The organism is Qipengyuania polymorpha, from assembly GCF_019711435.1.
Classification (GTDB): Bacteria; Pseudomonadota; Alphaproteobacteria; order Sphingomonadales; family Sphingomonadaceae; genus Qipengyuania; species Qipengyuania polymorpha.
Map to the genome: position 1 here is coordinate 251402 of NZ_JAIGNK010000002.1, position 17478 is coordinate 268879.

General features: G+C 63.9%; 18 protein-coding genes. 12 read left to right on the forward strand and 6 right to left on the reverse strand.

What is annotated here, in order from left to right; translation table 11 throughout:
* Positions 1-41 precede the first annotated feature (41 nt).
* The 11 genes from K3152_RS06605 (at position 42) to K3152_RS06650 (ending at position 8685) form a co-directional block, all read left to right on the forward strand.
* Entirely contained in the window at positions 42-1718 is a 1677-nt protein-coding gene (locus K3152_RS06605) for a vWA domain-containing protein (RefSeq protein ID WP_221573327.1), read from the forward strand.
* 51 nt (positions 1719-1769) lie between these two features.
* Positions 1770-2507 carry an OmpA family protein gene (locus tag K3152_RS06610; protein WP_221573328.1) on the forward strand — a complete coding sequence of 246 codons (738 nt, stop codon included), beginning with the start codon at positions 1770-1772 and terminating at the stop codon, positions 2505-2507.
* A 2-nt stretch (positions 2508-2509) separates the two neighbouring features.
* Entirely contained in the window at positions 2510-2635 is a 126-nt protein-coding gene (locus K3152_RS14255) for a hypothetical protein (RefSeq protein ID WP_282098346.1), read from the forward strand.
* Positions 2632-3105: a helix-hairpin-helix domain-containing protein gene (locus tag K3152_RS06615; RefSeq protein WP_221573329.1), complete on the forward strand. Its 474-nt coding sequence runs from the start codon at positions 2632-2634 to the stop codon at positions 3103-3105. Before K3152_RS14255 ends, K3152_RS06615 begins: the two co-directional genes overlap by 4 nt.
* Before the next feature lie 66 nt (positions 3106-3171).
* The gene (locus K3152_RS06620) at positions 3172-3540 is read left to right on the forward strand and encodes a response regulator (protein WP_247713253.1); all 369 of its coding nucleotides are present in this window, start codon (positions 3172-3174) and stop codon (positions 3538-3540) included.
* An 86-nt stretch (positions 3541-3626) separates the two neighbouring features.
* The gene (locus K3152_RS06625; protein WP_221573330.1) at positions 3627-4013 is read left to right on the forward strand and encodes a four-helix bundle copper-binding protein; all 387 of its coding nucleotides are present in this window, start codon (positions 3627-3629) and stop codon (positions 4011-4013) included.
* Positions 4014-4050: 37 nt separating this feature from the next.
* Positions 4051-4488: a lasso peptide biosynthesis B2 protein gene (locus tag K3152_RS06630; RefSeq protein ID WP_221573331.1), complete on the forward strand. Its 438-nt coding sequence runs from the start codon at positions 4051-4053 to the stop codon at positions 4486-4488.
* A 61-nt stretch (positions 4489-4549) separates the two neighbouring features.
* Positions 4550-5734: an acyl-CoA dehydrogenase gene (locus K3152_RS06635; protein WP_221573332.1), complete on the forward strand. Its 1185-nt coding sequence runs from the start codon at positions 4550-4552 to the stop codon at positions 5732-5734.
* A gap of 153 nt (positions 5735-5887) precedes the next feature.
* Entirely contained in the window at positions 5888-6529 is a 642-nt protein-coding gene (gene maiA, locus K3152_RS06640; protein ID WP_221573708.1) for a maleylacetoacetate isomerase, read from the forward strand.
* Between the two features lie 15 nt (positions 6530-6544).
* Positions 6545-7555: a fumarylacetoacetate hydrolase family protein gene (locus K3152_RS06645; protein WP_221573333.1), complete on the forward strand. Its 1011-nt coding sequence runs from the start codon at positions 6545-6547 to the stop codon at positions 7553-7555.
* 71 nt (positions 7556-7626) lie between these two features.
* Positions 7627-8685, forward strand: a complete 1059-nt coding sequence (locus K3152_RS06650; RefSeq protein WP_221573334.1) for a glycosyltransferase — start codon at positions 7627-7629, stop codon at positions 8683-8685.
* Here the strand turns inward: K3152_RS06650 and K3152_RS06655 are convergent.
* From K3152_RS06655 to K3152_RS06680, 6 genes are all read right to left on the reverse strand, one after another.
* Positions 8682-9812: a tetratricopeptide repeat protein gene (locus K3152_RS06655; protein WP_221573335.1), complete on the reverse strand. Its 1131-nt coding sequence runs from the start codon at positions 9810-9812 to the stop codon at positions 8682-8684. The two genes, K3152_RS06650 and K3152_RS06655, sit on opposite strands and share 4 nt — an antisense overlap.
* Entirely contained in the window at positions 9809-11995 is a 2187-nt protein-coding gene (locus K3152_RS06660) for a GumC family protein (protein ID WP_221573336.1), read from the reverse strand. Before K3152_RS06660 ends, K3152_RS06655 begins: the two co-directional genes overlap by 4 nt.
* Positions 11995-12708 carry a polysaccharide biosynthesis/export family protein gene (locus K3152_RS06665; protein WP_221573337.1) on the reverse strand — a complete coding sequence of 238 codons (714 nt, stop codon included), beginning with the start codon at positions 12706-12708 and terminating at the stop codon, positions 11995-11997. The genes K3152_RS06660 and K3152_RS06665 overlap by 1 nt, the downstream gene beginning before the upstream one ends.
* A complete protein-coding gene (locus tag K3152_RS06670; RefSeq protein ID WP_221573338.1) occupies positions 12705-14087 on the reverse strand; it encodes an O-antigen ligase family protein in 1383 nt (460 codons plus the stop codon). The genes K3152_RS06665 and K3152_RS06670 overlap by 4 nt, the downstream gene beginning before the upstream one ends.
* A gap of 61 nt (positions 14088-14148) precedes the next feature.
* Positions 14149-15312 (reverse strand): acyl-CoA dehydrogenase family protein, encoded by a 1164-nt coding sequence (locus K3152_RS06675; RefSeq protein WP_221573339.1) that lies wholly within the window; start codon positions 15310-15312, stop codon positions 14149-14151.
* Position 15313: 1 nt separating this feature from the next.
* A complete protein-coding gene (locus K3152_RS06680) occupies positions 15314-16087 on the reverse strand; it encodes a crotonase/enoyl-CoA hydratase family protein (protein ID WP_221573340.1) in 774 nt (257 codons plus the stop codon).
* A gap of 120 nt (positions 16088-16207) precedes the next feature.
* Between K3152_RS06680 and K3152_RS06685 the strand changes: the two genes are divergently transcribed.
* Positions 16208-17476 carry an acetyl-CoA C-acetyltransferase gene (locus K3152_RS06685; RefSeq protein ID WP_221573341.1) on the forward strand — a complete coding sequence of 423 codons (1269 nt, stop codon included), beginning with the start codon at positions 16208-16210 and terminating at the stop codon, positions 17474-17476.
* Positions 17477-17478: the final 2 nt, after the last annotated feature.

The following is a 17478-nucleotide window of genomic DNA, read 5'->3' on the forward strand; positions in this document are numbered from 1 at the left end:
CCCTTATTTATGAGATAACATCACACAAGGAGAAGCGAATCATGGAGAGGAAGAACATGGACAATCGCACACGCATTGGCGGAGGCGCGTTGTCGCTCCTCGCCACCGGTTCGATAATCGTGGGTCTGGTTGGCTGCTCGCAGGAGAACGGCGGCGAGCAGGTCGAGAATGTCACCACGCACGACATCTCATACGGCGCGCCAGTTCCCGAAATGGCGACCGAAGCCGAAATGGCCGACATGGCCATGGCCCCGCCCCCCTCGCGCTTCGCCTCGCCGACCTCGATCATGATGCCCCCGCACCCGGATCTCATGGTCGCGCCAGAAGACCGCGAGCGTTACGCAGGCGAGGAAGTCTCGCCCATCAAGATTGCCGCTGCCGAGCCGGTTTCCACCTTCTCGGTCGATGTCGACACCGGTGCCTATGCCAACACGCGGCGCTTCCTCACCATGGGGCAATTGCCGCCCGAGGCTGCGGTGCGCACCGAGGAGATGATCAACTACTTCCGCTACGATTATGCGCGCCCGCAAGACCGCAGCAAGCCGTTCTCGGTGACGCTCGATGCGGCGGCCAGCCCGTGGAATTCCGAGGCCCGCCTCATCCGCGTGGGCCTTCGCGGTTACGACCTGCCGAGCGAGGAGCGCCCTGCTGCCAACCTCGTCTTCCTCGTCGATGTGTCAGGTTCGATGAGCTCGCCCGACAAACTGCCGCTGGTCAAACGGGCGTTGTCAGGCCTCGCAGGCGAGATGTCGCGCAAGGACAAGGTTTCCATCGTCGTCTATGCAGGACGCACCGCCGTGGTGCTCGAACCCACCAGCAATCCGGCAAAGGTGCGCGCGGCGCTTTCGCGGCTGGAATCGGGCGGCTCGACTGCGGGCGCAGACGGCCTGCGCCTCGCATACGACATGGCACGCCAGGGCTATATCAAGGGCGGCGTCAACCGCGTCATCCTTGCCACCGATGGCGACTTCAACGTCGGCATCTCGGACACCGACCGCCTCATCGAGATGATCGAAAAACAGCGCGACAGCGGCGTCACCCTCACCACGCTCGGCTTCGGCACGGGCAATTACAATGAGGCGATGATGGAGCAGATCGCCAACCACGGGAACGGCAATTACGCCTATATCGACACGGCGCTGGAAGCGAAGAAGGTGCTGCGCGACGAGATGAGCTCGACACTCTTCACCATCGCCAAGGACGTGAAGATACAGGTCGAATTCAACCCCGCCGTGGTCAACCAGTACCGCCTCATCGGCTACGAGAACCGCGCGCTTCGCGAAGAGGATTTCGACAATGACGCGGTCGATGCGGGCGACATCGGTGCAGGCCACCAGGTTACCGCGATTTACGAGGTCATCCCGGCAGGCAACAAGGGCTGGATTGGCGAACGCCGCTACCAGATAGCCAAGGATAGCAAGGCGGCAGGGCGCAGCGACGAGGCAGCTTTCGTCCAGCTGCGCTACAAGCTACCGGATGGCGAGAAATCGCGCCTGCTGCAATACCGCCTCCCGAGCGCCGCACTTTATACCAAGCGCCTGCCGCAGGGCGACTTCGCCTTCGCCGCATCGGTAGCCGCCTATGGCCAGAAGCTGCGCGGTGACAGCCTGCTCGCCGGATATAGCTGGGACAAGGTCGGCCAGCTTGCCGGCCAGCAGGACGATTACTGGCGCAAGGAGTATATCGCGCTGGTCGATACGGCCGGTTCGCTCAATTAAGGAGAACTGGCGCTTGGCAGGGGCGGCGCGGCTTGGCTAAAGGCTGGAGCCATGCTGCGTCGCCTCGCCATCCCTGCCGGAGCCCTGCTCGTCATCGCCATCGGGTCCTTCTCGAGCTTTTCGGGTCAGGCCGAGGCCATGGCCGAACGGCTGAAGGTTGAGGCGGAGGCCGCGCTGGCGGCCGAAGGGCTCTCGATGGTCGAAACCGACTTCGGCCTCGCCGACGGAGCGCCTTCCCGCCATCCGCTGTTGTCGGGAGGCGAAGGACTCGATGACGAGCGCCGCACCCGCGCCGCGCAACTCGTGAAATCCATCCCCGGAGTCGGCGGGGTGAGCTGGATCGACGGTTCGGTCGCAGCCGAAAGCGGCGAGCGAACCTTCGAGCCGCTCCACTGCCAGGAAGACGTCGACGGGTTGCTGCGCACCCGGACCATACGCTTTGAAGAAGGCAGCGCCGCACTGCTGTCCGCCAGCCGCATGCTGCTCGACGAAGTGGCCGGAGCGCTGGAGCCGTGCTCGGGCGCGATCATCGCGATTACCGGCCACACCGACAAATCGGGCAATGAAAACGCCAATGTCGCGCTGTCGATGGACCGCGCGCGGGTGGTCCGCGAGGCGCTGGTGCGCCGCGGCATTCCGCGCGACAGCCTGCGCGCCCGCGGCATGGGGTCGAGCGAGCCGGCCGAACGCCTGACTCCCGAAGACCCGGCCAACCGCCGCATCGAATTCTCCGTCATCCGGATGGAACCGCTCACCCCCACCCCCGTCGACACCCCCGGCCCGAGGTAATCATGCCCATCTGGTTCGAAGTCATAGCTCTGATGCTGGTCGCATACCTACTTGGCCTGACCATCGGCTGGGCGTTATGGGGCCGCGCGGCGCCGGTCCAAACCGAAGAAACCAAGGACATCACATGAGCCAACTCCTCGCCGAAAACTGGATCCTGCTGGCCATTGCGCTGGTCGTGGGCCTGCTGGTCGCATGGTTCCTCTTCCGCAGCAGTCGCCGCACACGGGTGACCGGAACGAAGCAGGACGTGCTTGACGAAGGGGCCGCGCGCGCCCAGCGCAACAACGCACTGGTCGATGCCCCGCCCGCTGCGACCGCCGACCCGCAGCCGGTCGTTACCAAGGTCAGCGACGGCAATGGCGACGATCTCACCCGCATCAAGGGCGTAGGGCCCAAGCTGGCGGCCACCCTCGAAAGTCTCGGCGTCACCAGCTTCGCGCAAATCGCGGCCTGGGACGAGGCGGAAATCGACCGCATCGACGCGCAGCTCGGCCGCTTCGAAGGCCGCATTCGCCGCGACGACTGGACCGGCCAGGCCCGCCTTCTTGCAGACGGGAAAGCGGCCGATTTCAACGCGAAATACGGGGCCGGTGCCTGACGTGGGAACCTTATCAGAATCTCCTCATTAAGATTACTTGGGTCGCGCGAATGATGGAGAGCCTGGATGGGACAGCAGCAGCCGCTACGCGTGCTCGTCGCCGAAGATGAAATGATCATCGGCCATGACCTTTGCGATACCGTTTCCGAAGCCGGATATATCGTGGAAGGTCCTTTCGACGACCTGTCCAGCGCCATGCTTGCCTACCAGAAAACCAAACCCGACATCGCCATCCTCGATGTGCAGCTGGGCGATGGCATCGTCTATCCGCTCGCCGAACAGATGATGGCCGAAGATGTGCCCGTGATTTTCCATTCCGGCCAGCTGACACCTGAAGAGGTCGGCCGCCGTTTCCCCAAGGCGCAGGCCCTGTCCAAGCCCTGCCCGCCGGCCGAGGTCATCCACTCGGTCCAGCGCGCCGCTGCCCACAACTGAACGCCAAAACCGAGAAATCTCGGAACGCCCTTAGGGCTCGCAGCCTTTCCTTGGGTAGGTAACCCCTATCAAGGAAAGGCTTTTTCATGTCGCTTCAAAAAATGGTCGATGCCCACCCGCAGGTCGAGGACAAGACCGAAGAACTCGTCCTCGCCGCGCGTCACGCAATGCTCTGCTCGCTCTTCTGCACTAGCTGCGCCGATGCCTGCGTGGCCGAGGACATGGATATGGCGCAGTGCATCCGGAACTGCCTCGACTGTGCGGATGTCTGCGCCGCCACCGCGCGCCTTGCCACCCGCCGCACCGCACAGAATATCGACGTCCTGCGCGCCCAGCTCGAAACCTGCATCAAAGCCTGCGAGACCTGCGCTGCCGAATGCGAAGGCCACGACAATCCCCATTGCCAGCTCTGCGCCGAGATGTGCCGCGAGTGCGCCGAGGATTGCCGCAAGGCGCTGCCCAAAGTGAACTGAGGCAAATTCGCGGGGGCGTGATATACTCGCCCCCGCCATGCCCAAGCTGCGCACCTTCCTCGCGCTCGACAGCGCCGACAAGATTGCCTCGCTCGAGGCTATCGTGCTGGTGCTCTATGCCAAGGCGCTCATTGCCAGCGTACCTCCGCGCCGCTGGCGATCACGCTTCGGCGCGGTGGCGAACAAAACCGGTCTTGCCGGCGATATTGCGACCATTCGCCGCGTCCGCCTCGCGATGCAGCGCGCACTTAACAACGTGCCGGGCGCACCCAATTGCCTGCCGCAGGCCCTCGCCGCCCGCTGGATGCTGCAGCGGCGTGGTATCGCCTCCAGCCTGTTCATCGGGATCCAGCGCGACGACGCCGGAATTGCGCGCTTCCATGCATGGCTGAAGGTGGGCGACGAATGGGTCACGGGCCTCTGTGACGAAAGCGTTTACACCATTCTGACCCCCGGCGATGCGGACCCCGCCTGAAGCCCCCTTGCAAGGGCCTCGTACCTCTGCCATCGGCGAATAAAGTTACAAAGGAGACCACATGGCTGGTATGGTGCCGTTCGACTGGACTGATCCCTTCAACCTCGATGAGCAGCTGACCGAGGAAGAGCGGATGATCCGCGACGCCGCGCATGCATTCGCGCAAGGCGAACTCCAGCCGCGCGTGATCGAAGCCTTCTCGGCCGAAAAGGATGCGCCCGAGCTCTTCCCGCTGATGGGCGAAGCCGGCCTGCTCGGCGCGACCATTCCCGAAGAGTTCGGCGGCGCGGGCGCGGGCTATGTCGCCTATGGCCTGATCGCGCGCGAAATCGAGCGCGTCGATTCCGGCTACCGCTCGATGGCCTCGGTCCAGTCCAGCCTCGTCATGTATCCCATCCACGCCTACGGCTCGGAAGAGCAGAAGAAGAAGTACCTGCCCGGCCTCGCCAGCGGCCAGCTCATCGGCTGCTTCGGCCTGACAGAACCCGATGCAGGCTCCGACCCGGCAGGCATGAAGACCACCGCCAAGAAGGTCGACGGCGGCTATGTCCTCAACGGCTCGAAGACGTGGATTTCGAATTCGCCCTTCGCCGATGTGTTCGTCGTCTGGGCGAAGAGCGAGGCTCATGGCGGCGGCATTCGTGGCTTCGTGCTCGAAAAGGGCATGAAAGGCCTGTCCGCGCCCAAGATCGAAGGCAAGATTTCTCTGCGCGCCAGCACCACCGGCATGATCGTCATGGACGAGGTCGAAGTGGGCGAAGACGCGCTGCTGCCCGAAGTTCAGGGCCTCAAGGGTCCCTTCGGCTGTCTCAACCGCGCGCGTTACGGGATCAGCTGGGGCGCGCTGGGTGCGGCCGAATTCTGCATGCACGCCGCGCGCCAGTATGGCCTCGACCGCCAGCAGTTCGGCGTGCCGCTTGCTTCCAAGCAGCTCTACCAATTGAAGCTCGCCGACATGATGACCGAAATCTCGCTCGGTCTGCAGGGCTCGCTTCGCGTCGGCCGCCTGATGGACGAAGGCAAGTTTGCGCCCGACATGATTTCCATCGTGAAGCGCAACAATGTCGGCAAGGCCTTGGATATCGCCCGCAAGTCGCGCGACATGCACGGCGGCAACGGCATTTCGGAAGAGTACCAGGTCATCCGCCACATGGTGAACCTCGAGACGGTCAACACCTACGAGGGCACGCATGACGTTCATGCGCTGATCCTCGGCCGCGCCATCACGGGGATCGCTGCATTCTGATCCTCTTCCCTACATCGAGGGAAGGTGGCATCAGGTGCGCATGAGCAACCACAAAACCGCCCGGACCCGTGATTTTCTTCCGGTTCGCGCGGGGTCGGGATTTCCGCCCCAGACCGTGTTCCATGTGTTCCATCCTGTAGGAGAGACAACATGATCCGCCTGCACGGATACTATCGCAGTTCGACCAGCTACCGCCTGCGCATCGCGCTGGAGCTGAAGGGGCTGGAATACGAATATGTCCCGGTAAACCTGCTCACCAGCGAACAGAAGGGTGAGGCTTTCACCAGCCGCAACCCCTTCGGTTCGGTGCCGCTGCTTGAAGCGGACGGGAAAGACCGCGTGCAGTCGATGGCGCAGATCGAATGGCTCGACGAGGCTTATCCTGACAAGCCGCTGCTGCCTTCGGAAATCGAAGACCGCTATGTTGCGCGCGAGCTGGCCTATGCCATCGCGACCGAACTGCACGCGCCGCTCAACCTGCCGGTCCTGAAGTATCTCGCCAATGAGTACGGCAAGTCGCAGGACGATATTGCGGTCTGGTATCGCCACTGGCTTGCCCGCACCCTCGATCCACTGGAGCAGCGCCTCGCGCAGCTCGGCACCGGCGACTTCCTGTTCGACAAGCCCGGCTTCTTCGAGGTCTGCCTGCTCCCGCAGGTCTATAACGCGCGGCGGTTCGAGTTCGATTTCAGCGACAAGCCGCATATCGAGCGAATAGAGGCTGCCTGCCTTGCCCTGCCCACCTTCCAGCGCGCCCATCCGGACGCGCAGCCCGACAATCCCGAAAACCAATAAGAGAGAGGACCTTCCATGAAACTCGCCACGCTGAAAGACGGAACCCGCGACGGCAAGCTGGTAGTCGTCTCCAAGGACCTCACCCGCTACTGCGCCGCAGACAACATCGCCCCGACCATGCAGGCCGCGCTCGACAATTGGGACGAAGTCGCGCCGAAGCTCGAAGCGCTCTACACCGATGTCGAACACCAGGCCGTGCCCTGCGAGCGCTTCCATGAGCGCGAGGCGCATTCGCCGCTGCCGCGCGCCTATCAGTGGGCGGACGGCTCGGCCTATATCAACCACGTCGAACTGGTGCGTAAGGCGCGCGGCGCCGAAGTGCCCGAGAGCTTTTACCACGACCCGCTGATGTACCAGGGCGGCAGTGACAACTTCCTCGCCCCGCGCGACGATATCCCCCTGAAGGACACCAAGTGGGGCTGCGACATGGAAGGCGAGATCGCGGTCATCACCGACGATGTGCCGATGGGCGTGTCGAGCGATGAGGCGGCTGGCCACATCAAGCTGGTCATGCTGGTGAACGATGTGAGCCTTCGCGGCCTCATCCCCGGCGAACTCGCCAAGGGCTTCGGCTTCTTCCAGTCCAAACCTGCCAGCGCTTTCAGCCCCGTCGCGGTCACGCCCGACGAACTGGGCGATGCATGGCAGGGCAGCGTCATTCACCTGCCGCTGATGGTCGACTACAACGGCGAGCCTTTCGGCCGCGCCAATGCCGGTGTCGATGCGACCTTCAGCCTCGCCGACCTTGTCGCCCATGCCGCCAAGACGCGCGACCTGGGCGCAGGCACCATCATCGGCTCTGGGACGGTGTCGAACCAGGGCCCCGATGGCGACCCGGGCAAGCCGGTTTCCGAAGGCGGTCTCGGCTATAGCTGCATCGCCGAAATCCGCATGATCGAGACCATCGCCGACGGCGAGGCCAAGACGCGCTTCATGGCGCCGGGCGACACCGTCCGCGTCGAGATGAAGGATGCCGAGGGCCACTCCATCTTCGGTGCCATCGAACAGAAGGTCGTCGAGGCCTGAGTTCGCCCGCATCCCTTGCAGGAAAACGGATAGGCCTGCTTTCCTCTTGGGTCTCGCGCCGCAATGGCGGCGTGTTCGAGGCGGTCGTCGCGCAGGCTGAAATGCTGCGCGCACTCGGTGCCGTGCCGGTCGTGCTGGGTCTGCGTGAAGAGGACAGCGAGGCCGATGCATGGCGGCTCGAGGGCGTGGAGACGCATCTCGTGGACCAGTTCGGACCAGCCTTTCTCGGCTACGCGCCGGACCTTTCGAAGTCGCTGGAAGCCGCGGGGCTGGACCTCCTCCATCTCCACGGCATCTGGCAATATCCCAGCCACGCTGCAGGCCAGTGGGCGAAGCAGTCGGGCAAGCCGCTCGTAATCAGCCCGCATGGCATGCTCGACCCGTGGATTACCCGCCGCAACGCGTGGAAGAAGCACCTAGCGAGGGCAGCGTGGGAGCGAAGCGCATGGCGGGGAGCCAGCGCCTTCCATGCCCTCACCGAGGCCGAGGCGCAGGACATTGCACATGAGACGCGGGGGACCAAAGTTGCGACCATTCCCAACCCCGCCCCGCCCCTATCCTCGCCAAGCGACCTGCCGCGTGGCCCGAATGCTCTCTACCTCGGGCGCATCCATGAGAAAAAGAACATCGCCGCCCTTATCGCGGCATGGGCACAGGTCCGCGACCAGCTTCCTCAAGATGCCACGCTGACCATCGCCGGTTGGGGTGACGATGTAGGCATCGAGATGCTCGAACATGCCATGCAGGACCATCGCGGTTTGGGTGTTGAATTTGTCGGCACGGCATTCGGCTCGCAGAAAGCCGCGCTTTTCGACCTCTCGCGCTTCTTCGTGCTGCCCTCCTTCAGCGAAGGGTTACCGATGGCGATACTCGAGAGCTGGGCCGCGGGTGTGCCGACCATCATGACCAGCCACTGCCACCTGCCGGAGGGCTTTGCGAATGGCGCTGCTCTGCAATGTGGGACCGACAGGGCCTCCATCTCGCAAACCCTCGTGAAAGGCATGACGATGCCGGAGGCGGAATGGCAGGGCATGTCGAAATCTGCCCGCCACCTCGCCGGTGGGCCCTTCTCACCTGCCAATATCGCAGAGAAGTGGGAGCTATTCTATTCCAAGCTGTTGGAAGCCTAGCCGACCGGCGAAATCCGCAAATCATCCAGCCGCAAGGTCCCTGACCCAGGCTTGACCCAAATACCAAGGGTAAGGTCGTCGCAATCCGGTACCGTGACCAGCTGTCCGCGCCCGAGCGAACCGCCCCTCCCCGAAGGCCGCGAGGGTGACCCGCAATCGAGCGATGCAATCACAGCATCGCGCGGACCGCCCGCAACGCTGGCGAAAAGGCGATACTCCCCCGGCACCAGCGCTAACGCCTGCGACAGGACCAAGCGAGTGGTCGCCGAGCGGTTCTCCACCTCGACCATTTTCTCTTTCCTGCCGACGGTAGAAATGCGCAAATCCCCGCTCCCATGCCGCCGCCAACCGAATGCACTGTCCTCTCCCACGGCCTCGAAGCCCGGGTCCATCACCGCTTGCGCAAGTGCCCGCTCGGGACATTGTCCTCGCGCCAGCCGCATCGCCTCCCCGCGCATATTCCGACGGGCCAGTTCGCGCAGCATCGGCTCGATGGGCCCGCAGCCCAGCGGAACATCACGAGAATGTGCAGCGAGGAAGGCGGCGCGCGCTGCAAGCGTGTCGTTATCGGCGCGGAAAGCCGTGAGATAGGCCTCCGCCCAATCAGGGCGCGCCAGCAAACGGCGAGCCAGTTCGCTGCGCCCGCTTTCGCCCCGTTCGAGCGCGGAAAAGAAGTAGCCATTGGCTGCCATCGACGGTTGCACCGCCAGCAGGACATCGAGCCGGTCGGCAGCATCCTTCGCCTTGCCCGATACGATGGCGATATCGAAGAAATAGGCCTGCACCAGCGGCGTGCGCAAACCGAGCAGCGAAGCCACCTCGAAGGCGCGACCCGCTTCTATCCGCTCGCCCGCAGCAAGGCGGGATGTGGCGAGGAGGCTGACGGCCCCGGTGTCGAGCGGATTGGCAGAGACAGCCTCGGCAGCATGCTCGACGGCGCGGGCAGAGTCCCCCTTCGACACAGCCTGAGCGGCTGTCACCTCCCAAGCAGAGGCTCGCAAGCTTTCCGGCACCAACCGGACCGCGCCCGGCTCTTGCACACTATAGCGGTCGAGTCCCGAAAACAGCGCAAGGCCTGCAAACAGCAGTGCCGCGAGCGACAGCGCGAGCCGCCCGCCCTTCGTCACGTGCGCGCTTCGGAGTAGCTGTAATAATCGTTGCCGTAATAGGCCGAATAGCGGTTGCCTGCCTTGTCGGGGTCGAACTTCGCAAGGACGGCGCCGAGCAGGTGCGGCTCCATCGACCGCAAGCGGCGCAGCGCGGCTTTAAGCGAGCCGCTGCGCCCGCGGTCGGCCTCGACCACGAACACCGTGCCATCCGAAATCGCCGCCAGCATCGGCGCATCGGCCAGACCGAGCACCGGGGGGCCGTCGATGATGACGACATCATATTTCGCTGCATAGGCCTCGAGCACCTGAGCCATGCGCGGCGAGGCGATGAGTTCGGACGGGCTCGGCGGTGGCGGACCGGCGGGCAGGAGGTCATAGCTGGCATCGCCGTGCTTGACCTTCTGCGGAACGTTGGCCGGGTCCATCTGTCCGGTGAGGAGGTCAGTCAAACCCTTGTCGCCCTTCACACCCAGCAGGCGCTGGAGCGACGGGCGGCGCAAATCGGCATCGATGAGCAGCGACGAAATGCCGATACGCGCGAAGCCTTCTGCCATGGCGAGGCTGGTGGTGCTCTTGCCTTCCGAAGCCTGAGCACTGGTCACCACGACCACCTTGGGCAGGCCTTCGGGAGTCGAATAGAGCATCGACCCGCGCATAGAATTGTAAGCTTCGGCCAGCGGTGATTTCGGGTCCGCGAGCGCTTCGAGCGGGTTTCCGCCCTCGGCGCGCGGCACCACGCCGAGCAGCGGCAGGCCGAGCTTGTCCTCGACATCCTCTGGCGTGTGGATGACGTCGTCGAGCTGGTCGCGGAGGAAAATGGCAAGACCTGCCAGCGCCAGACCGATGAGAAGCCCGATGGCAAGGTTGCGCGTGAGGCTGGGCGAGGACTTCGTGCTGGGCGCTTCGGCGCGGTCGATGATGGCGATGTTGCTCGACGAAATGCCTGCCGATGCGTTGAGTTCGCGATAGCGCTGAAGCAGACCGTCGTAGATGGAACGCGCGGTGTCCGCCTCGCGCGCCAGCACGTTGTAGCGCACCGACTGGTCCTGCTCGGCGAGCGTCGCTCCGCGCGCCTGGCCGAGCTGGCGCTGGAGACGGTTCTCGGCTGCGGCTGCCGCGCGGTATTCTGCACGGATGGACTGGCGCACATTGTTGGCTGTGCGGTTGAGTTGCTGCGTGACACCCGAGATGTCGGCCTCGAGCCGCGAGATAGCGGGGTGGTTCGGCAGGTAACGGTCACGCGCCGACTGAAGTTCGCTTTCCAGTTCCGCGCGGCGCGTCATCAAATTCTGCACCGTGGGGTGCGAGAGCTCTGGCTGCGACGATAGCAGCGGCGATGCATTGACCGCGTCCCAGCGCGACTGCGCGGCGATACGCGCTTCCCGCGCACGGATGGCCGCTTCGTTATACTGGAGCAGGCTGGAAGACGTGATGGTGCCTGCAGCCAATTGCTGGCCAGTGGGTGCAATCGCATCGCGGGTGCGCAAGAGGCCGGTCTGGCGCGCATAATCGTTCAGCGCCTCTTCCGATTCCTCGAGGTTCTTTCGCGCTTCGTCGAGCTGCTCGGCCACGAAATTGCGCGCATAGGATGAGCTATCGAACCGGCGCTGCAAGTTCTGCTGGATGAATTCCTCGGCAAAGGCATTGGCGATGCGCGCCGAGATTTCGGGATCGGTGCTGGTGAAGGTGATGATACCGATGCGGGTCGAGCGGCGAAGGTCCGCTTCGAGATTGCCCTGCAACAGGCTGATCGCCCAGCTGCGACGCTCGGTTTCGGGAATATCGACCTGGCCCGGCGGGACTTCCATGGCGGCGAAGAACCGTTCGTCATTGGCGAGGTCGAGCGCATCGGCCACCCGTACAGCCAACGCGCGGCTGCGCATCACGTCGAGCTGCGTGTTGAGGAAACGATCGGTATCCCAGTCGGACGGCGGCGCAATCTGGGTCTCGAACTCGGCGCCCAGCACCTCGTCGCTGGTGTCGTTGATCTGCACCGTCGAGGTCGCGGAGAAACGCGGCGTGTCGAGCATGGTCGCCACAATCGCCAGCGCCACGCAGGCCCCGATGATGGCTAGCGCCAGCCAGAGATTACGGCGGATGGCGGACAGCACGTGGCGAATGGCCGAGCTGAGCGGGCTCTCGCCTGCAAGCGACGGCATGGCAGCGCCGCGCATCGTGTTAGGAGTTGAGGCCTGATCCATCAGTTCACCGGCCTGAAATAGCCGACGACCGGCAGCGCGCGCAGCGCGTCGAGCCAGGCTCCGCGTACCGAGCTGTAGCCGACCACGACTACGTCACCCGGCACCAGTGCCACATCGGGCATGCGTCCGCCGCGAATGGCGCGGATGTCGAAGCGTCCGGCGCTTTTCTGGCCGTCGATGGTGCGGAAAATCATGATCTCGTCGAGCTTGGCCGTCTCGGTCGGGCTGCGCGCCAGTGCGAGAGCCGACAGGAGCGTCTGGCCATCGGCATAGGGAAAAACGCCCGGCTGCTTGACCTCGCCTTCGACGGCAATGGTTCTCTGGTAGGCGGTGAGGATAAAGACCGTCACCTGCGGGTCGCGCAGGAATTCGGCAGCATAGGCGGCTTCGATGAGGTCGCCGAGTTCGGTCGCCGTACTGCCCATGGCGCGCACATCGCCGATAAGCGGGAGGCTGACGACACCGGCATTATCGATGATGATTTCGGAGACAGAAAGCTCGCTCTCGCCATAGACGCGCACGGCAATCTTGTCGCCGGGTCGCAGCGTATAGCGTTCGGGCGTGGCAGCAACCGGATCGACGACGACCGCGTCATATCCGGCCTGTCCTGCCGGGACGACAGGATTGGTCGGTCGTTGGCACGCGGCCAGCAGCGCCAGCATGCCGAGCGCCGCAAGCCGGCTTGTCGCCGCCAGGGTTGGCATGGTCGTCATTTCGTGTCTTCCCGTCCCTCGTTACGGCCAGGCGCATTACCCGAACGCGGCGCCACCGTGAGCAGACCTGCCGCGACCCCCGCAAGACAGGCTATTGCCATGTTGCGCAGGGGATAATCCACGATGGAATGAAGCGCAACGATAGCCAGCGTGCCGAGCGCAAACAGTTGCGAAGCGTGGTCTTGCGGCGACAGCTTCCAGGCACGCCGTGCGAGCATGAACAGCGCGATGGCACCGAAGGCGAGAATGGCGGGGGCTAGTAGGCCTGCTTCGAGCAGGAATTCGAGATAATCGTTATGCGCCCGATTGGGAAAAAACTGGTCGAGGTGTTCGAGGCTTTCGAACGGCTGGAATGCGTGGGGAAAGGTCCCCACCCCGCTGCCCGCGGGCCAGAACCCGGAGATTGCATCCAGCGTGTCCTCCCACAGCGGGAAGCGGGCGTCGCCGGTGGCATCGAACCGTTCTGCCACACGGGCGAGGCGCGAGTTGCTTGCCAGCGCCAGCGGCAGTGCGACAAGCGCCGCTACGAAGGCAACGGTGGCTGCGAAGAGCGTTCGGCGTGACAAATTGGCTCCTGCGGGCCGCAGCATCATCCAGTGGAACGGCAGGCTGACGACCAGCAGCGCTATACCCGTGCGCGACCCGGTGAGGATGAGCGCAACCACGAGGATGAGTTGTGCGGCAGCGAATATCGGCAGGTATCGACGTCGAGGTTCGTCGCGGCTTGAAGCTTGGAACCGAGCACTCAGCGCCAGCGCACCGATGAGCAGCGCATCGGCTGCGGCATTGCGATTGGCATGGAAGGCGGTGAGCCAGCCGCGATGGGTCTTTTCGTAAAGCCTGAAATCGTCAGGCCCGCCCGCCATCTGGAGCGCCCCTAGCAAAGCTCCTGCGATAGTCACGATGACGATGGCGAGAAGAAGAAAGCGCCGGTCGCGCCGGTGAAGGAGGCTCGTTCCCCACATGGTGCCGACAGCGGGAAGTAGCGCAAGCAAAGCCGCCAGTGTCACCGGGGGACTGATGGAAAGCGCGCGCCAGCTTTCCCCCTCGCCGATAAGCGAAAGGGTCGCCTGCTGCAGTTCGCGCGAGGGGAGAGACTGCCAGATTGCAGGTGGCAAAGGGACGAGTTGGAGCAGCGGCAGCGCCAGCAGCGCGAGGCCGAACCAGAGCAGAAGCCGCGGAATTGCCCGCTGCCTCTCCTCGCCAAGACGCGCCCACAACAGCCACGCGACCAGCGCGACTGCAAAGCCCAGTTGCACGACCATTTCGGTCGCAGGCGATGGCGAGCCTCCACCGCCCAGCACCATCGCCAGCGCAACAAAAGCGGCGGCAATCACGCCCCGGCGAGACACGCCCCTGAAGCTGCGAGATGGCAGCATTTCTCCCCTTCGCGACAGTTACCTACGCGGCAACCTTACTTCAGGGCGCGTGCCGGACAAGCTACATGCCGCGCGCAATCACCATCTTCATGACTTCGTTCGAGCCGCCGAAGATGCGGGTGATGCGGCTGTCGCGGTACATGCGGGCAATCGGATAGTCATTGATGTAGCCGGCGCCGCCATGGAACTGGAGGCACTTGTCGACCACTTCGCCCTGAAGCTCGGTGACCCAGTATTTCGCCATGCAAGCCGTATCGACGCTGAGTTCGCGCTTTAGGTGCTTGGCGATACAATCGTTGACGAAGATCCGTGCCGCGGTGGCCCGCGCCTTCAGGTCGGCCATCACGAATTGCGTGTTCTGGAAGTCCCAGATCGTCTTTCCGAATGCCTTGCGGCTCTTGACGTATTCCATCGTGGTCTCGAGCGCCTTCTCGATGCTCGTCATCGCGCCCATGGCGATGATGAGGCGTTCCTGCGGCAGTTCGCCCATCAGCTGGTAGAAGCCCTTGCCCTCTTCGCCACCAAGCACGGCGTCGCTGGGCACGAAGACATCGTCGAAGAACAGCTCCGACGTATCGGCAGCATCCATCCCTATTTTGTCGAGCTTCTTGCCGCGCTGGAAACCTTCCGCGCCTTCGGTTTCGAGCAGCATGAGCGAAATGCCCTTGGCGCGCTCGTTCGGGTCGGTCTTGGCGACGACGATGATGAAGTCTGCGGTCTGGCCATTGGAGATATAGGTCTTGGCCCCGTTGATGCGGTAGCCGTTGCCGTCCTTCAGCGCGGTGGTGGTGATGCTCTGGAGGTCGGAGCCGACGCCCGGCTCGGTCATGGCAATCGCGCTGACCAGTTCGCCGCTGACGAGTTTGGGCAGGTATTTCTTCTTCTGCTCCTCGGTCCCGTGGCGCACGAGATAGGGCAGGATGACGGTGTTGTGCAGGCTGGCAGCAAAGCCTTCGACATTGTGCTTGGCCTGCTGGTCGATGACGACCATTTCGTGGCGGAAATCGCCGCCGTGGCCGCCATATTCCTCTGGCACGGAGGTGCCGAGCAGGCCCGCTTCGCCCGCCTCGTTCCAGAATTCGCGCTCGACCTGGCCGTCCTCGCGCCATTTCAGGACGCGCTTTTCGGGCGCGTGCTGCTGGTAGAACTTGCCCACGGCATCGGCGAAGATGGCAATCTCCTCGTCTTCCATGAACTCTGGCTGGGGTACGTTGAGAACGCTCATCTTACTTTCCCTTCCAGTTCGGCGCGCGCTTCTCGGCGAAGGCGGCAGCGCCCTCGCGCGCGTCTTCGGACACGAACACGGGGGCAATCAGCTGGGTCTGCCGGGTGTAGCGCTCCTCCATCGGCCAGCCGCGTGATTCCTTCATCACCTGCTTCGAAACGCGCACGGCAAGCGGGCCATTGGCGGCAATCTTGGCCGCCAGTTCCTTTGCCGCGTCGAGCGCCGAACCATCGCTCACGCGATTGATGAGGCCGAGTTCATAGGCGCGCTCCGCCCCGATGAAGTCGCCGGTCAGCGCCAGTTCCATCGCGATGCGCTCGGGTATCTGGTCGGGCAGCATCATCACGCCGCCGGCGGCTGCGACGAGTCCGCGCTTGGCTTCGGGGATACCGAATTTGGCATCCTTGTTCGCAACGACGAGGTCGCAGGCAATCATCAGTTCAAGACCGCCTGCAAGCGCATAGCCCTCGACCGCTGCAATCAGCGGTTTTGCAGGCGGTTTCTGCACAACGCCGCCGAAGCCGCGTCCTTCGATGCTGGGCGATTCCCCGCGCAGGAAGCCCTTCAAGTCCATGCCCGAGCAGAACGTGCCGCCCGCGCCGGTCAGGATGCCGACGCGCAAATCATCGTCCTCGTCCAGCCGGTCCATCGCCGCGGCAATGCCCTCGGCCGCAGCCTTGTTCATCGCGTTCTTGGCTTCGGGGCGGTTGATGGTGACAATCAGGACACCGTCGTCGACTTCGGTCAGGACGTCATCAGTGGCTTGGTCTGACATGGGGGGCTTCTCTCTCCATTGCGATTTGAAACTGTTCTTGCACGAGTGGTGCGGGAGGTTTACGCAAACGTCAACCAGCTTTTGCTGCAACATTCGTTCAACCGAGAGAGGAACGCGCCCATGTCCGAAGCTTACATCATCGATGCCGTCCGCACCCCGCGCGGGATTGGCAAGCAGGGCAAGGGCGCGCTGGCCGCGATGCATCCGCAGCATCTGGCGGCGACCTGCCTCAAGGCCATCAAGGACCGCAACAATCTCGACACTGCGACAGTCGACGACGTCATCTGGTCGGTCAGCACGCAGGACGGGATGCAGGCAGGCGACATGGGGCGCATGGCCGCACTCGATGCGGGCTACGACATCACTTCGTCAGGAACGACGCTCGACCGTTTCTGCGGCGGCGGGATTACCTCGGTGGCGCTGGCCGCCGCGCAGGTGATGAGCGGGATGGAGGATTGCGTCGTTGCGGGCGGCACGGAGATGATGAGCCTCACCGCGCAGATGGCGAAGGACAAGATGGCCGCAGGAATGCGCCCGCCGATGATGGGTAGCTATAACGAGCGCCTCATGCGCAGCCATCCGCAAAGCCACCAGGGTGTGTGCGGCGATGCGATTGCGACGATGGAAGGTTTCAGCCGCGAGGAACTCGACGAAGTCGGCTACCGCAGCCAGCAGCGCGCGGCGCAGGCGATTGCGGAAGGACGTTTCGACAAGTCGGTGGTCCCGGTTACCGATGACGAGGGCAATGTCGTGCTCGACAAGGAGGAGTACCCTCGCCCGCAGACGACGCGCGAAGGGCTGGCCGAACTCGAACCCACCTTCGCCAAGATTGCCAATGTCCCGCTCGACAAGAACGGCACAACCTTCGCGGGGCTGGTGAATGCGAAATATCCCGACCTCGAAATCCAGCACTTCCACCATGCGGGCAACAGTTCGGGCGTGGTCGACGGCGCGGCCGCCGTGCTGGTGACGAGTAAGGACTATGCGAAGAGCCACGGCCTCAAGCCGCGCGCCCGCGTCGTGGCGACCGCGAATATGGGCGACGACCCGACGCTGATGCTCAACGCGCCCGTCCCGGCGGCGAAGAAGGTCCTGGAAAAGGCCGGCCTGACCAAGGACGACATCGACCTCTATGAAGTCAACGAGGCCTTCGCCGTAGTCGCCGCCAAGTTCGTGCGCGACCTCGAGCTCGACTGGGACAAGGTCAACGTCAACGGCGGCTCGATTGCGCTCGGCCACCCGATTGGCGCCACCGGCTCCATCCTCATCGGCACGATGGTCGACGAGCTGGAGCGGCAGGACAAGCGCTACGGCCTGGTCACCATGTGCGCGGCGGGCGGCATGGCACCCGCAATCATCATCGAGCGGGTCGACGATTTCGTGGACTGACT

What these genes read in the sequence shown, in the direction of transcription:
- K3152_RS06625 (WP_221573330.1), top strand. Translation starts at nt 3,627, where the DNA reads ATGTCGCTTCAAAAAATGGTCGATGCCCACCCGCAGGTCGAGGACAAG.
- K3152_RS06685 (WP_221573341.1), top strand. Translation starts at nt 16,208, where the DNA reads ATGTCCGAAGCTTACATCATCGATGCCGTCCGCACCCCGCGCGGGATT.
- K3152_RS06680 (WP_221573340.1), bottom strand. Translation starts at nt 16,087, where the DNA reads ATGTCAGACCAAGCCACTGATGACGTCCTGACCGAAGTCGACGACGGT.
- K3152_RS06620 (WP_247713253.1), top strand. Translation starts at nt 3,172, where the DNA reads ATGGGACAGCAGCAGCCGCTACGCGTGCTCGTCGCCGAAGATGAAATG.
- K3152_RS06610 (WP_221573328.1), top strand. Translation starts at nt 1,770, where the DNA reads ATGCTGCGTCGCCTCGCCATCCCTGCCGGAGCCCTGCTCGTCATCGCC.
- K3152_RS06670 (WP_221573338.1), bottom strand. Translation starts at nt 14,087, where the DNA reads ATGCTGCCATCTCGCAGCTTCAGGGGCGTGTCTCGCCGGGGCGTGATT.
- K3152_RS06660 (WP_221573336.1), bottom strand. Translation starts at nt 11,995, where the DNA reads ATGGATCAGGCCTCAACTCCTAACACGATGCGCGGCGCTGCCATGCCG.
- K3152_RS06665 (WP_221573337.1), bottom strand. Translation starts at nt 12,708, where the DNA reads ATGACGACCATGCCAACCCTGGCGGCGACAAGCCGGCTTGCGGCGCTC.
- K3152_RS06630 (WP_221573331.1), top strand. Translation starts at nt 4,051, where the DNA reads ATGCCCAAGCTGCGCACCTTCCTCGCGCTCGACAGCGCCGACAAGATT.
- K3152_RS06645 (WP_221573333.1), top strand. Translation starts at nt 6,545, where the DNA reads ATGAAACTCGCCACGCTGAAAGACGGAACCCGCGACGGCAAGCTGGTA.
- K3152_RS06615 (WP_221573329.1), top strand. Translation starts at nt 2,632, where the DNA reads ATGAGCCAACTCCTCGCCGAAAACTGGATCCTGCTGGCCATTGCGCTG.
- K3152_RS06675 (WP_221573339.1), bottom strand. Translation starts at nt 15,312, where the DNA reads ATGAGCGTTCTCAACGTACCCCAGCCAGAGTTCATGGAAGACGAGGAG.
- K3152_RS06605 (WP_221573327.1), top strand. Translation starts at nt 42, where the DNA reads ATGGAGAGGAAGAACATGGACAATCGCACACGCATTGGCGGAGGCGCG.
- K3152_RS06635 (WP_221573332.1), top strand. Translation starts at nt 4,550, where the DNA reads ATGGCTGGTATGGTGCCGTTCGACTGGACTGATCCCTTCAACCTCGAT.
- K3152_RS14255 (WP_282098346.1), top strand. Translation starts at nt 2,510, where the DNA reads ATGCCCATCTGGTTCGAAGTCATAGCTCTGATGCTGGTCGCATACCTA.